Here is a 14,335-nt window from a genome sequence, read left to right as displayed (position 1 = left end):
ACCTAGGGTCTGACGTCTGCCCGAACCTGAGGCGTGACGTAGTCGTAGCGGTGGTGGAAGGCGAACCCGGCCCGGTCGTAGGTGGCCCGCGCCCCGGCGTTGGACTCCACCACCTGCAGGTAGAGCGAGCGGGCCCCGAGCGACCAGCCCCACTCGGCGACCGTGCCGATCAGCGCGCTCGCCAGACCCTGCCGTCGCCGCTCGGGCTTCACCTCCATGCCCGCCAGCCCGGTCCAGGTGTCGGCGAGCGACCCACGGGCGACGCCCACCACGTCCCCCGTCGCCGATCTGACGGACACGAAGACCTGACGGGGCGCCGAGGTCAGCAGCCGCACCCCGTGCTCGGGCACGGCCTGACCGCGGTAGTGGTACTGCTCCAGCCAGGCCGGATCGGGTTCGTCGGCCAGCTCGAGGGTCAGGCCCTCGGGCAGCGGCCGGCCGCCCAGCCGGGGCGAGAGCCCGCGCAGCTCACCGGTCGCACCGGTCAGCACGGCGGTGGTGTTGTCGGGCAGCCGGGTCCAGCCGGCCTGGGCGAACGCGATCGCGGCGTTGCGCAGCTGGTCGGCGTCACCGTCGTCGGCCGCCGGCTCGGGCAGCATCGCGACCGGCTTCAGGCCGCGCTCGGAGTACCAGTCCACGACCTCCTCCACCGCGACGTCGAGCTGCATGCCGGGTTCCCCGACGGGCAGCACCGAGTTGGCCCGGTTGGTGAAGCCGCCGCTGGCCCGCAGCAGCCAGCCGCCCAGCCAGTCCTGCTCGGCCGCCTGCCAGTGCTTCGCCATGGTCAGCTGCAGGTCGGCCACGCTCGGGGCCAGGTGCGGGGGAGCGGGGCGGGCGGCCCTGGGCGGTACCGGTTTCCCGGCCACCACGCTGGTGAGATCCACGCTCACCGGACCGCCGCGTCCGTCGATCTCGAGGCTCTGAGGAGTGACCGACACCAGCTCGCCGAGCAGGTCACGCAACCCGTCGGGGGCCCGGTGCCGCACGACCACCCGTGATCCGACGTACTGCGCCCACTCCTGCGCGGAGGACGGCTTCATAGCCCGCGAGACCCTTCGACGACACTCTGCCGGTGAATCAGAGATACTAAGCCGGGCCCCTAGCGAGCCCCGGCGACGACCGGCCCTGGAGAGCGACCAGGGCCGCCCTACCAGGAGGACCCGACGTGACCTACGTCATCGCGCAGCCCTGCGTGGATGTGAAGGACAAGGCCTGCATCGAGGAGTGCCCCGTCGACTGCATCTACGAAGGGGAGCGGATGCTGTACATCCACCCCGACGAGTGCGTGGACTGCGGTGCCTGCGAGCCGGTCTGCCCGGTCGAGGCGATCTTCTACGAGGACGACGTGCCCGACCAGTGGGGCGACTACTACAAGGCCAACGTCGAGTTCTTCGGCGACCTCGGCTCCCCGGGCGGCGCGTCCAAGATGGGCCTGATCAACAAGGACCACGCGTTCATCGTCGCGCTCCCGCCGCAGGCCGGGGAATGACCGGCCCGGTGCTGCCCGACTTCCCCTGGGACAAGCTGGCCCCGTACAAGACCAGGGCCGGGCAGCACCCGGGCGGCATCGTCGACCTCTCGGTCGGCACCCCGGTCGACCCGACGCCCGAGCTGGTGCGTCAGGCCCTGGCCGACGCGTCGGACGCTCCCGGGTACCCGCAGACCTACGGCACCCCGCCGCTGCGCGAGGCCGTGGCCGGCTGGTTCGCCCGGCGTCGCAACGCGCCCGGTGTCGACCCCGACGGCGTGATGCCGACCATCGGCTCCAAGGAACTCGTCGCCTGGCTGCCCACCCTTCTCGGGCTGGGCGCCGGCGACATTGTGATGCATCCCCAAGTGGCATATCCCACGTACGACGTGGGTGCGCGGCTGGCCGGAGCCACTCCACTGGCCGCCGACGGCACGGCCCAGGTCGGGCCGCAGGCCTCCGCGGTGAAGCTGGTCTGGTTGAACTCGCCGGGCAACCCGACGGGTCGCGTCCTGGGGGTGGAACACCTCAAGAAGGTCGTCGACTGGGCCCGTTCGATCGGCGCCGTGGTGGCTTCCGACGAGTGCTACGCCGAGCTCGGCTGGGACGGCGTCGAGGTGCCGAGCATCCTCGACCCGCGCGTGTGTGGCGACTCGCACGAGGGCTTGCTGGCGGTCTACTCCACCAGCAAGCAGTCCAACCTGGCGGGCTACCGCGCGGCCTTCGTGGCCGGGGATCCCGTTCTGGTGCGCCGCATTCTGGAGATCCGCAAGCACGCCGGGATGATCGTCCCCTGGCCCGTGCAGGAGGCCCTGCGGGTCGCCCTGAACGACGACGAGCACGTCGCCGTGCAGCGTGAGCGGTACCGCCGTCGGCGTGAACTCATGCGCGAGTGGCTCACCGGTGAGGGCTTCAAGATCGATCACTCGCAGGCCGGGCTGTACTTCTGGGCCACCCGCGACGAACCCTGCTGGGACACCGTCGAAGACCTCGCCGCCCGTGGGGTCCTCGTCACACCGGGAGATTTCTACGGCCCGGCGGGCGCCCGCCACGTGCGCATCGCCATGACCGTCAGTGATGAAAGAGTGGCGCAACTCGCTAGCCGCGCAGCTGGTCCGGATGGCTCACTCGGATCAACGAGGGGTAACTTGCGTTAAGGCCGTGTGTCCCCGGCGAACCCGCCGGGGCACAGGTCCGTAGACCCTGGACCCAGACACCAGCGTGGGAGCGTCTTCATGTCCGACGGATCCGAACAGATCACCCTGAACTACCCGGGCGGCGAACTCGACCTGGGGGTGACCCGGGCCACCGAGGGCGGCTCCGGGGTGAGTGTCGCATCGCTCCTGTCCACGACCGGCTACGTCACGCTCGACCCGGGCTTCACCAACACCGCGTCCTGCACGTCGGCCATCACGTACATCGACGGCGATCAGGGCATCCTGCGCTACCGGGGTTACCCGATCGCCGAGCTGGCCGGGAAGTCCTCCTTCATCGAGGTCAGCTACCTGCTGATCTACGGCGAGCTGCCGACCCCGTCGCAGCTCGAGGACTTCACCCACCGGATTCAGCGGCACACGCTGCTGCACGAGGACTTCAAGCGGTTCTTCGACGGTTTCCCGCGCGACGCGCACCCGATGCCGGTGCTCTCGGCCGCGGTGTCGGCGCTGGGCACGTTCTATCCCGACAGCACGAGCATCCGCGACCACGAGCAGATCGAGCTCGCCACGGTGCGGCTGCTGGCCAAGCTGCCGACGATCGCGGCCTACGCCTACAAGAAGTCGGTCGGTCAGCCGTTCCTCTACCCGGACAACTCGCTCGACCTGGTGGAGAACTTCCTGCGGATGACGTTCGGCTTCCCGGCGGAGCCCTACGACGTCGACCCGGTGCTCGCGAAAGCCCTTGACCTGCTGTTCATTCTGCACGCCGACCACGAGCAGAACTGTTCGACGTCGACCGTGCGGCTGGTCGGCTCCGGCCAGGCCAACCTGTTCGCCTCGGTCTCGGCCGGCATCCACGCACTGTCCGGCCCGCTGCACGGCGGCGCCAACTCGGCCGTGCTGGAGATGCTCGAAGAGATCCAGCGTTCGCCCGACGGCCCCGACACCTTCATGAACAAGGTGAAGAACAAGGAGGGCGGCGTCCGGCTGATGGGCTTCGGGCACCGCGTGTACAAGAACTACGACCCGCGCGCGGCGATCATCAAGAAGACCGCCGACGACATCCTGCGCGGGCTCGGCGTGAACGACCCGCTGCTCGAGATCGCGCTGCGGCTCGAGGAGATCGCGCTCAACGACGACTACTTCATCGAGCGCAAGCTGTACCCGAACGTGGACTTCTACACGGGCCTCATCTACAAGGCGATGGGCTTCCCGACCAAGATGTTCACGGTGCTGTTCGCCCTCGGCCGGCTGCCCGGCTGGATTGCGCAGTGGCGCGAGATGATGGAAGACAAGCAGACCAAGATCGGCCGTCCGCGGCAGATCTACATCGGCGCCACGGAGCGTCCGTACCTGGGGATCAGCGAGCGCTGACGTACGTGAAAAGGGCCCGGTGATCTGCGTGATCACCGGGCCTTCGGTTCAGCACCGGGTTCGGCTCAGTACACCGTGATGGTCACGTCGCGGGTGCCCAGGCCGGTGTCGGTCTCCACCCACCCGTCGCCGGACTCGGCCCGGCTCCAGGTGTAGCCGTTGAGGGCGACCCGCTTGACGCCGAGTTCCTTGGCCCGGGCCACGGCCCAGGAGCCGAGGGCCCAGGCGTGCCGGTTCTCGGCGGCCTTGGGCACGGTGTAGGTCAGGCCGGTGCCGGCGGCGTCGACGTCGGGCTTGCTGCGGCCGAGCTCCTCGCCGGCGGCTTCACGCACGGCAGCGGCTCTTTCGGTGAATCCGCTCGACCCCGGCTCCTGCGCGGTGAGCGTGTCGTCTTCCTTCACCACGCAGTTCCAGCCGCCGGGGGAGTAACCGGCCAGCGGCGACACGATCATCCGGGCCTCCGGCTCGTGGTCGGCGTAGGCCTCCGGGTAGGCCGAGCGCTGCACCTTCTGCGCGGCCTCGGTGATGGTGATGTCGTCGAGGCTGTCGATCTTGGCCAGGGCGTCGTAGAAGGCGTTGGCCGAGTAGATCGGGTCGAGGATCTCCTCGCGCGTGCCCCAGCCCTGTGAGGGGCGCTGCTGGAACAGCCCCACCGAGTCGCGGTCGCCGTAGGTGATGTTGCGGAGCTTGGACTCCTGGATGGCGGTGGCCACGCCGATCGTGGCCGCCCGCACCGGGAACTCGCGCTTCTCGGCGATGCCGGTGATGATCGCGGCGTTGTTGGCCTGGTCGAGTTCCAGGGTGGTGCGGTCGCCGTTGCTGAACTCGCCGGTGCAGATCTGCCGGATCGCGATCGGCCCGACGGCGCCCTTCAGCCACACCCAGGCCCCGCCGACGGCGATGCCCGCGGTCAGCAGGATCACGGTCAGCCCGATGAGCAGCCCTCGAAAGGGGCTCTTGCGACGTTTTTTCGGATGGACGACGTGGTTGCGTCGGTCGGTCGCGATCGGTCGGGTGCGACCCGGGTCGGTGGGCTTGCGGGATCCCCCGGACGGCCGGTTCGCGCCGCCCGTCGGCCTTTTCGGCCGGGGCGTGCCTGCGCGGGGCCCTCCGGCGGGCATCGGCCGGGTCGGGTCGGCGGGGGTCACGTCGTGGTCGCCTTCCGGGAAAGACGCGGCGCCGGAACCGGATCCGGGTGCGGTGTCGTCCGGATGGCGGGCGTGCGGAGGTGCGCCGAACGTGTCGTCCGCGTCGTCCTGGTGCCTCGTGCCGTACTCGGGTTCCGCGCCGTACTCGGGTTCCGCGCCGGGCCCGGGTGCCGCGGCGCGGCCGGTGCCGGTCGTGCGGTGCCTGTCGGAGATGTGCTTGCCCTCCCTCTGTGCGTGATCATGCGCGGCCCACCCCTGCGCCCGGGCCGGAGCCGGGGGCGATGTCGGGTGAAACGCGCATGATCACGGAAAAGTTCGGCTCAGGCCGGTTGCGGTCAGTTCGCGTGCAGGGCGGCGTTCAGCTCGAACGAGAACGAGCCCCCGGTGCGGGCCAGTGCCTCGACCGCGCCGGTGGTCGAGTTGCGGCGGAACAGCAGGCCGTTCGCGCCCGAGAGCTGCAGCGCCTTGACCGTTTTCGGGTTCTCCTGGCTGGCCCCCGCGAACTCGCCGCTGCCCGGGTCGGACAGCAGGAGCAGCTTGGTGCCGGCGGTCAGGTAGAGCCCGGCCTCGACGATGCAGTCGTCGCCCAGTGCGATGCCCAGACCGGCGTTGGCACCGAGCAGGCAGCGCTCGCCGATCGACACGATCTCCTTGCCGCCGCCCGAGAGCGTGCCCATGATCGACGAGCCGCCGCCGATGTCGGAGCCGTCACCGACCACGACACCCTGCGAGATGCGTCCCTCGACCATCGAGTGGCCGATCGTGCCCGCGTTGAAGTTCACGAAGCCCTCGTGCATGACCGTGGTGCCCTCGGCCAGGTGGGCGCCCAGGCGCACCCGGCTGGCGTCGGCGATGCGCACGCCGGTGGGCAGCACGTAGTCGGTCATCCGCGGGAACTTGTCCACCCCGGTCACCTCGACCCGGGTGTTCGGCCCGCCGCCGGCCCGGATGCGCAGGCGGGTGGCCTCGAAGTCCTCGGCCGCGCAGGGGCCGTGGTTGGTCCACACCACATTCGGCAGGGCTCCGAAGATGCCGCTCAGGTTGATCGTGTTCGGGCGCACGAGGCGGTGCGAGAGCAGGTGCAGGCGCAGGTACGCGTCGGGCGTGTCCTTGGGCTCCGCGTCCAGGTCGATGACGGTGCGCACCACGTGCAGCCGGACCTTGCGGTGCGGGTCGGTGCCCTCGAGCGACGCCAGGTCGGCGGGCACGGCGTAGGGGGAGTCCTCGGGGGCCTCGCCGAGCTGCGGCGCGGGGTACCAGGTGTCCAGCACGACGCCCGCCTCGGTGCTGCTGGCCAGGCCATAACCCCAGGCCAGGCGGGGGCTGGAAGCGGTCGTGGGGGACGTGGAACTCACCTCGGTCATGGGCTGCATCCTACGGGTGGCAGCCATGGCCCCCGACCTCCTCGTCCGCCCCTGGCACCGCCCGGTCCCCGGGGCGGTGCCGGGTAGGCTCCGGCGCATGACTTCCGCGACCCCCGGCCCGGACCTGACCGACCCCGCCCCGGACGTCGCGAAGCTCGACCTGACCGGCAGCGTGGCGGACCTGACCCGCGCCCTGTGCGACATCCCCTCGGTGAGCGGTGACGAGCAGGCGATCGCCGACGCCGTCGAGGCCGCGCTGCGCGAGGTGGCGCACCTCGAGGTGATCCGCGACGGCAACTGCGTCGTCGCCCGCACCCAGCTGGGCCGCGCCGAGCGGGTCGTGATCGCGGGGCACATCGACACCGTGCCGATCGCCGGCAACCTGCCCACCCGCACCCTCGACGGCGTCATCCACGGCCGCGGCACCGTCGACATGAAGGGCGGGGTGGCGGTCGCCCTGAACCTGGCCGCCGGGGTGCCCGAGCCGACGCGTGACGTCACCTACGTCTTCTACGACTGCGAGGAGATCGAGGCCGTGCGCAACGGCCTGGGCCGTCTCTCGCGGGAGCGTCCCGAGCTGCTGCAGGCCGACTTCGCGGTGCTCGGGGAGCCGACCTCGGCCGTGGTCGAGGGTGGGTGCCAGGGCACGATGCGCGTCGAGGTCACCACCACCGGCACCGCCGCCCACTCCGCCCGGTCGTGGATGGGCTCGAACGCGATCCACCACGCGGGGGCGGTGCTCGACGTGCTGAACGGTTACCGGGCGCGGCAGATCGAGGTCGACGGGCTCGTCTACCGCGAGGGCCTCAACGCTGTCGGCATCTCCGGCGGCATCGCGGGCAACGTCATCCCCGACCGCTGCTCGGTGCTGGTCAACTACCGCTTCGCCCCCGACAAGTCGCTCGCCGAGGCCGAGGCGCACCTGCGGGAGCTGTTCGGGGCCTGGGAGGTCACCGTCACCGACGCCTCCCCGGCGGCCCGCCCGGGCCTGAACGCGCCCGTCGCAGCCCATTTCGTGGCCGCGGTGGGCGGCACGCCGGGCCCGAAGTACGGCTGGACCGACGTGGCCCTGTTCTCCGGCCTGGGCATCCCGGCCGTCAACTTCGGCCCGGGCAACCCCTCGCTCGCGCACAAGGACGACGAGCACTGCCCGGAGAGCGACCTGACGACCTGCCTGGACGCGCTGCGGCGGTACCTCACCGGCTGATCGCTCAGGCGACCGCGAACAGGTGGTCGACGATCGGGTCGGGCACCGCGTAGGAGTTGGCCCCGTCGATGGTCAGGCAGGTGGTGGTGCCCTGCATGAACCACACCACGTCGTCGAACTCGAACGGCACCACCGGCCGGATCAGCCAGTGCTTGAACGATTCCCGGTGCATGACGGCGAGAGTGCGGTTGCCGTACCAGAGGGTGACCGTGTCGATGCGCACGACCACCTCGATGGTGCCGACCCGCCAGCCGCGGCTGTCGGTGAGGTCGAACTCCAGCCGGCCCGTCCACTGCATGGGCGGCTGCTGCTGGATGGGCTGCGAGATCGGGGTGCGCGGTGCCTGACGGTTCAGTGAGGGACGGGACGCCTGGGGTGCGGTGTCCGCGGACCGGTCGTTCGACCGGTCGGGTTTGGAGTCGAGCCGGCTGCCGCTGGTGGTCTGCTGCTCTGTCATCAGGTCTCGATTCCGCCCGTCACCGTCGCCGGCCTCTGAACTGCTCCGCGTAGCCGGAATGGCTCCACCCACCGTCACCGCATCCCCCGCGTTCGTACCGCGCTGTTACGCCGTGCTCACACATAGGCTTAATCAAGAGTGATTAGAGCGCAATATGCCCATTTGCGCACTGGAAGAGTGCAGCAGGCGTTCGCCGAGGAGGGTGGACAGCGAGATCACCGGATGCGGGTGGTTAAGAAGTGAGCCGGATGTGGGTGCGAGAGTCTCTCGGGGCGGTGACGGCTCAAGGGGGGCCGGTCCCGAAATTAAGGGACGCGGCGGTCGCCTCACGCGTCGCCCCCACCTCGGGCGGGCGGCCGGCGTCCCCTCTGCCCGGTCACGTGCGGGATCACCGGCGCGGGCTCGCTTTCCCCGCCGGGGGAGCTGGACGCGGCGGTGACGAAGCGTCCGTGGGCGGGAGGTCTGCTCCCGGGCCGTCGTGTCCCTCGACGGAGACCGGACTCTCACCGGGGCCGCGCCGCGGAGGTGAGGTGGGTGCGTCAGGTGACCGACGCGTCCACGATCAGGTTCCTAGTCGCCCGAACCGCGGTGCCGACGGCGCGCGGACAGGTCGATGATCGCCTGCCGCGACGTGGACGGGCCCGCCTTGTCACGACGGCCGGTGCCGGGCAGACGGCCCTGGTCGGACGCGTCCGGGTCGTCATCGTCGTCGTCCTGCCAGCCGTTCTGGCCGCCCGGGGTGCCCTGGCCCCAGGGGTCGTTCGCGGCGGGGCGCCAGGGCTCCTCGGGGACGTTGCTGTAGGGCGACGGTGACGAGGGCGGCGGCGTGGACGCGGCGGGCGGAGGGGGCGTGGGCGCCGGAGGAGCCGGCGGGTACGCCGGGCTGCTCCCGTAGCCGCCGAACGCGGAGCTGCCCGAGCCGTGGGAACCGCTCGATCCGCCGGAGCTGCCGGAGCCGCCGGAGTACGAATCGCCGGGCGGGTATCCGGAACCGTTGCCGTACGAGGAGTTGGAGTACGACGAGCCCGACGACGGCAGCGGGTCGTTCAGCGGGTCGCTGAGGGCGCGGATCGTCTCGGTCGACGGGCCCAGGTTCGGGTCGGGCCGGTAGATCTGGGCCGCGGTCTCCTGGAACCGGCGGTCGGGGTCGTCACGCGGCGGCTCGGCCGGCGGCGGTGTCAGGTCGGGACGAGGCGCGCCCGGCGTGGTCGGCGCCTCGATCGCGGAGGCCGACGACGGCATCATCCAGCCCCCGGTGGCCGGGCCCTGGGCGGTCGACCAGGTACTGCTGGTGCCCGACGCCGACGCGGCCAGCTTGGCGGCACGCTCGTAGGCCTCCCGGCGGATCTCCTCGGCGGCCCGGCGCACCTCCTCCAGGCGACGGCGCTCGGACTCCTCGTGCGCGGCCTGCTCGCGGGCAGCCTTCTCGGCCTCCTCGCGCTCGGCCCGCTCCCGCACCTCACGCTCACGCCGGGCCGCGGCCGCGCGCTCGCGGGCCTCGTGGATCCGGCGCTCCCGCTCGGCGCGCTGCTTCTCCAGGCGCTCGGCCTCGGCCTTGGCCAGGGCGGCCTGACGCTCCCGCTCCAGGCGCTCCTTCTCGGCCTTCGCCGCCTGGGCGGCCTTCTCGGCGAGGGCGGCCTGCTCGGCGGCGAGCCGCACGGCCTCGAGACGCTCCCGCTCGATCCGCTCGGCCTCGGCCCGGGCCTCGGCCTCCTTGCGCTCCCGCTCGAGCCGTTCGCGTTCCCGGCGCTCGCGTTCCCGGCGCTCGGCCTCGGCCTTGGCGCGGGCCTCGGCGGCCTCGCGCTCCCGGCGGGCCCGCTCCTCGCGTTCCTGACGTTCACGTTCACGGCGTTCGGCCTCGACGCGCTCGCGTTCGATCCGCGCGGCCTCCTGGCGCTCACGCTCGCGACGTTCGGCCTCGACGCGCTCGCGTTCGATCCGCGCGGCCTCCTGGCGCTCACGCTCGCGACGTTCCGCCTCGACGCGCTCGCGACGTTCGGCCTCGAGACGTGCGCGTTCGCGCTCGACACGCTCCCGCTCCAAGCGTTCCGCCTCTACCCGCAGGCGCTCGGCCTCGAGACGCTCCCGCTCCACACGCTCGGCCTCGGCCCGGGCGAACGCCTCCTGGCGCTCCCGCTCGCGGCGTTCGGCCTCGGCGCGGGCCTCGGCCTCGCGGCGTTCCCGCTCGACCTGCTCGGCCAGCTGCCGGGCCTCCGCCTCGACGCGCTCGCGCTCTTCCTTCTCGCGGAGCTCACGTTCCTGGGCCTGCCGGGCCTGTTCGGCCTGTCGGGCTTGCTCAGCCTGCCGGGCCTGCTCAGCCTGCCGGGCCTGCTCAGCCTGCCGGGCTTGTTCGGCCTGCCGGGCCTGCTCGGCCTGTCGAGTCTGTTCGGCCTGCCGGGCCGAGGCCGCGGCGGCCGCGGCATCGGCGGGGTGCCCCACCGGGACCCCGTTGACGGGAGAGGCGGCCTCGGCGTCCCGGGCGGCCCGGCGCGACCGGCGGCTGCCCGCCCGGGGCGTGCCGGCCCCGGCCGGGCTCGCGTCCGACGGGGTACCGCTGCCGTGCCGGCTCTCACCGGAAGACGTTGCCGGACCGGCGGTCTCGGCCGGCGACGGGTTGATCGCGGCGGAGAGCCGCAGATCGGTGCCGTTCACCGGGGTGCTCGGGCGGGCCGCGTTCTCGTCGAGACCGGGATCGGTCGCCCGGCGGCCACCGTTGAGCACCTGCGGCACCGACGGCCCGGAACCGGGACGGCTGTGCGGCCCGACCACCTCGGCCCCCAGCGTGCGGTGCGTGGGCGTGGGCGGCATCGAGACCGCGGCCACGTCGTCGGTGTCGTCGTCCCATCCGGTGCTGATCGGGCCGGTGTAGAGCGAGCGCACCTCGGCGTCGCCCGGGCGCTCACGCTTGGCCGCCATCAGGCGCTCGTCGGCGCGGCGGAAGAGCTTCTCGGCGTCGGCGTCGGGACGCCGGCCGGACAGCGACCAGACCGCGGCGCAGCCGGTCGTGATCGTCACCTCGAGACCGTCGGCCAGCTCGTTCCAGGGCCGCGCGTCGACCGCCACCCGCATGCGCTCGGCGACCTGGTTGGCCTCCTCGTCGCCGGTGCCGGGCAGCAGCACCACGAACTCGTCGCCGCCGTACCGCAGCAGCTGGTCGTCGGTGCGCAGCTGCAGGCTCAGGCTGGCGGCGACCCGGCGCAGCACCTCGTCGGCCACGACGTGGGTGAAGCGGTCGTTGATCTCCTTGAAGTGGTCGACGTCGACCAGGATCAGCGCGAGCGGCAGCGAACCGAAGCGCAGCAGCTGCCGCAGCTCCTCGTCGAGGGCGCGGCGGTTGCCCACCCCGGTCAGCTGGTCGGTGCGGCTCTCGGTGCGCAGCGCCTGGTGCTCCAGGGCCTGGCGCGCGGTGTCGGCGACCAGGTCCATGCCGCGCCAGCCGAGCCGCACCAGCAGCTCGGTCATGCGCTGCAGCACCGGCACGACCTCGCCGTTGGCGTAGGTCTCGAGCCAGAGGCGCTCACGGGTGCGGCAGACCTCGAGCACCAGGTTGGGCAGCGTGGCGGGCGGGGCGATCGCGGCGTCGTCGAGGCTGCGGGCGGTGGCCAGCGAACCGACCAGCGCGTGGGCGCGCATCGCGGCCAGCGACACGATCTGCCGCTCGGCGGCGGGCAGGTCGCCGACCGTGCCGAAGGCGTCGGGCCCGAGCAGGCGCAGGGCCTCCGACGGACGGCCGCGGTAGGCGGCCGCCAAGGCACGCACCCCGTTGGCGCCGCGACGCAGGGTGCCGGGCACCTCGTCCTCGGGCAGGTTGTCGACCTTGGCGGCCAGCTCGACCGCGCGGCTCATGAGTTCTTGCTGCGGGTCCTGCGCACCGCCGGCCAGCGGCTCCATCGCGCGGGCGGCGAGCTCGGTGGCCCAGGTGGCCCAGTGCTCGGCCCGGTCGAGGGTGCCGCGTGAGGACACCGTGTGCTCGATGCGGGTGCGCACCTCGTCGGCCCGGTCCTGCAGGCGCAACCCGGCGTAGACCACGGCCAGCCCGTTGAGCAGGCGGTAGCCGCCCTCGCCGGTGAGGTCGTCGCCCGCCAGCGCGGCATCGGCCTTGGCCAGGTCGGCGGTGGCCCCGCCGATGTCGCCGGAGTCGACGCGGAACTGGGCCCGGGCGGCGCAGGCGATCGCGGCCCACAGGCCGGCCTGGCGCTCGTGGGCGGCGCGTTCCAGCACGTCACAGGCGGCGATGGCGGTCTGGTGCCCACCGCCGAGGCGCCGCAGCAGAACCGCGCGGCCGTACAGGGCCAGCAGGAGCGTCTCGTCGTCGGCGGTCTGGGCCAGACTCGGGATCAGCGCTTCGAGTCGCCGAAGAGCGAGATCAGCGCGCCCGTACCGGCCCTCGACGACGAGCTTCTCGACGTCCGCCAGTGGAGACACGCCGTCCCGGGTCAACTCCTCCGGCAGACCGCGCACGTGCCGCACACTATCCGGGTTTGAGCTCACGGCTCGAGTGGACTGGGCCGGAATTTCCCGGTGTTGGGCTCAGCGTCACCAGTCCTGACGATTCGTGACGGCCGAGACGGGTGATGTCGGTGGTGTTCGGCTAGGACAGGGGCCCGGTCAGCGCCTACCTTCAGGTCGATGAGCACGCGAACGAACGGCACGAGCCCCTTGATGGGCAAGGACGAGCACACCTCGGGCTCGACCACACTCCGTGGCGACCTGGTGCCGGAGTCCACGACCGACCAGAGGCTGCTCGACGGCCGCGGCGCGAGCGACTGGGTGCACACCGACCCCTGGCGCGTGATGCGTATCCAGGCCGAGTTCGTCGAGGGCTTCGGGGCCCTGGCCGAGCTGGGCCCGGCGATCAGCGTCTTCGGCTCGGCCCGCACCCAGCCCTCGCACCCCGACTACGCGCTCGCCCAGGAGGTCGGCGGGGCGCTGGTCCGCTCCGGCTTCGCGGTGATCACGGGCGGGGGCCCGGGCGCGATGGCCGGCGCCAACCAGGGCGCGCACGAGGCCGGCGGGGTGTCGGTCGGGCTGGGCATCGAGCTGCCGTTCGAGCAGGGCCTGAACCCGTGGGTGAACCTGGGCGTGAACTTCCGCTACTTCTTCGCCCGCAAGACCATGTTCGTCAAGTACGCCCAGGGATTCATCGTGCTGCCCGGTGGGTTCGGCACCTTCGACGAGCTGTTCGAGGCGCTCGTGCTGGTGCAGACCCAGAAGGTCACCTCGTTCCCGATCGTGCTGCTGGGCACCGACTACTGGCAGGGCCTGAAGAACTGGCTGGCCGGCCCGGTGCTCGAGCGCGGCATGATCAAGGAGGCCGATCTCGACCTGCTCACGATCACCGACGACGTGGAGAAGGCGGTGGCCCTGATGTCCGCGGCGCGCGCCGAGCACGCGGCCGCCCCGGCGCCGGGTGCGGGGGCCTGAACGCCCGAACCCCCGAACACGCCGCCGCACCGGTCCCGGGCGCGCCCGCCCGAAGCAGCGGGTGACAATGGCCCGGTGGCCCGGATCTGTGTTTTCTGCGCGTCGTCCCTGAGGATCGATCCCCGGTACGTCGAACTCGCCGCCGAGGTCGGGGCCGCGATCGCGTCCCGGGGCCACGACCTGGTCTCGGGGGGTGGGTCGGTGTCGATGATGGGCGCGGTGGCCCAGGCCGTGCGGGACGGGGGCCGGCACACCATCGGCGTGATCCCGCAGGCGCTCCTCGACCGCGAGGTCGCCGACCACGACTCGGACGAGCTCGTCGTCACGCCCGACATGCGCAGCCGCAAGGCCCGCATGGACTCCGAGGCCGACGCCTTCCTCACCCTGCCCGGCGGCATCGGCACGCTCGAGGAGCTGACCGAGGTGTGGACCGCCGCGACCCTCGGCATGCACGCCAAGCCGGTCGTGGTGCTCGACCCGACCGGGGTGTTCGGGCCGCTGCGCGAGCTGATCGGTTCGCTGACGGCGGCCGGGTTCCTCTCCGACGAGGCCGCCGGCGCACTGGTGTGGACGGCGTCCGTCGACGAGGCCCTGACCGCGATCGAGACCGGGCTCGGCTCCTCGCGCACCACACCCACCCTGACCGACCAGGTGGAGTCCGCCCCGTGACCGTCCCCGCTCCCTCCGCCCGGCTCCGGCTCGGTGGCCGGGACTTCGCGTCCGGGGTCCCGGTGAT

At 72.2% G+C, this 14,335-nt stretch carries 11 protein-coding genes; 6 read left to right on the top strand and 5 right to left on the bottom strand.

The annotated features are described in order from the left end of the window. Nucleotides 1-2 precede the first annotated feature (2 nt). Nucleotides 3-1,040: a GNAT family N-acetyltransferase gene (locus J2S57_RS06265; protein WP_307239338.1), complete on the bottom strand. Its 1,038-nt coding sequence runs from the start codon at nt 1,038-1,040 to the stop codon at nt 3-5. A gap of 125 nt (nt 1,041-1,165) precedes the next feature. Between J2S57_RS06265 and fdxA the strand changes: the two genes are divergently transcribed. The 3 genes from fdxA to J2S57_RS06250 all read left to right on the top strand — a co-directional run bounded on the left by fdxA (nt 1,166) and on the right by J2S57_RS06250 (nt 3,999). Then, nucleotides 1,166-1,489 carry a ferredoxin gene (fdxA, locus tag J2S57_RS06260; protein WP_307239336.1) on the top strand — a complete coding sequence of 108 codons (324 nt, stop codon included), beginning with the start codon at nt 1,166-1,168 and terminating at the stop codon, nt 1,487-1,489. Then, entirely contained in the window at nt 1,486-2,625 is a 1,140-nt protein-coding gene (dapC, locus tag J2S57_RS06255) for a succinyldiaminopimelate transaminase (protein ID WP_307239334.1), read from the top strand. The genes fdxA and dapC overlap by 4 nt, the downstream gene beginning before the upstream one ends. A 78-nt stretch (nt 2,626-2,703) precedes the next feature. Next, a complete protein-coding gene (locus tag J2S57_RS06250; protein ID WP_307239332.1) occupies nt 2,704-3,999 on the top strand; it encodes a citrate synthase in 1,296 nt (431 codons plus the stop codon). Between the two features lie 65 nt (nt 4,000-4,064). On the opposite strand, the gene J2S57_RS06245 is transcribed toward J2S57_RS06250, so the two are convergent. Both J2S57_RS06245 and dapD read right to left on the bottom strand, forming a co-directional pair. Then, on the bottom strand, nt 4,065-4,922 hold the full coding sequence (locus J2S57_RS06245) for a hypothetical protein (RefSeq protein WP_307239330.1): 858 nt from the start codon (nt 4,920-4,922) through the stop codon (nt 4,065-4,067). Nucleotides 4,923-5,482: 560 nt separating this feature from the next. Beyond that, nucleotides 5,483-6,511, bottom strand: coding sequence for a 2,3,4,5-tetrahydropyridine-2,6-dicarboxylate N-succinyltransferase (dapD, locus tag J2S57_RS06240; protein WP_307239328.1), 1,029 nt, complete (start codon nt 6,509-6,511; stop codon nt 5,483-5,485). A 97-nt stretch (nt 6,512-6,608) separates the two neighbouring features. On the opposite strand from dapD, the gene dapE reads away from it, so the two are divergent. Then, complete coding sequence (gene dapE / locus J2S57_RS06235; protein WP_307239327.1) at nt 6,609-7,718, top strand: succinyl-diaminopimelate desuccinylase; 1,110 nt, start codon at nt 6,609-6,611, stop codon at nt 7,716-7,718. 4 nt (nt 7,719-7,722) lie between these two features. Here the strand turns inward: dapE and J2S57_RS06230 are convergent, their stop codons facing one another. Together J2S57_RS06230 and J2S57_RS06225 are read right to left on the bottom strand one after the other, a co-directional pair. Continuing rightward, nucleotides 7,723-8,175: a hypothetical protein gene (locus tag J2S57_RS06230; RefSeq protein ID WP_307239325.1), complete on the bottom strand. Its 453-nt coding sequence runs from the start codon at nt 8,173-8,175 to the stop codon at nt 7,723-7,725. A gap of 570 nt (nt 8,176-8,745) precedes the next feature. Next, entirely contained in the window at nt 8,746-12,636 is a 3,891-nt protein-coding gene (locus tag J2S57_RS06225) for a GGDEF domain-containing protein (protein ID WP_307239323.1), read from the bottom strand. A gap of 168 nt (nt 12,637-12,804) precedes the next feature. Here J2S57_RS06225 and J2S57_RS06220 point away from each other — a divergent pair, with 168 nt between their 5' ends. Both J2S57_RS06220 and J2S57_RS06215 read left to right on the top strand, forming a co-directional pair. Next, entirely contained in the window at nt 12,805-13,599 is a 795-nt protein-coding gene (locus tag J2S57_RS06220) for an LOG family protein (RefSeq protein ID WP_307239320.1), read from the top strand. A gap of 75 nt (nt 13,600-13,674) precedes the next feature. After that, nucleotides 13,675-14,268 carry an LOG family protein gene (locus J2S57_RS06215; RefSeq protein WP_307239318.1) on the top strand — a complete coding sequence of 198 codons (594 nt, stop codon included), beginning with the start codon at nt 13,675-13,677 and terminating at the stop codon, nt 14,266-14,268. Nucleotides 14,269-14,335: the final 67 nt, after the last annotated feature.

The organism is Kineosporia succinea, assembly GCF_030811555.1.
Taxonomy (GTDB): Bacteria; Actinomycetota; Actinomycetes; order Actinomycetales; family Kineosporiaceae; genus Kineosporia; species Kineosporia succinea.
Note: the sequence above shows the minus strand (reverse complement) of the source record. Positions and strands in the feature narration are given on the sequence as shown.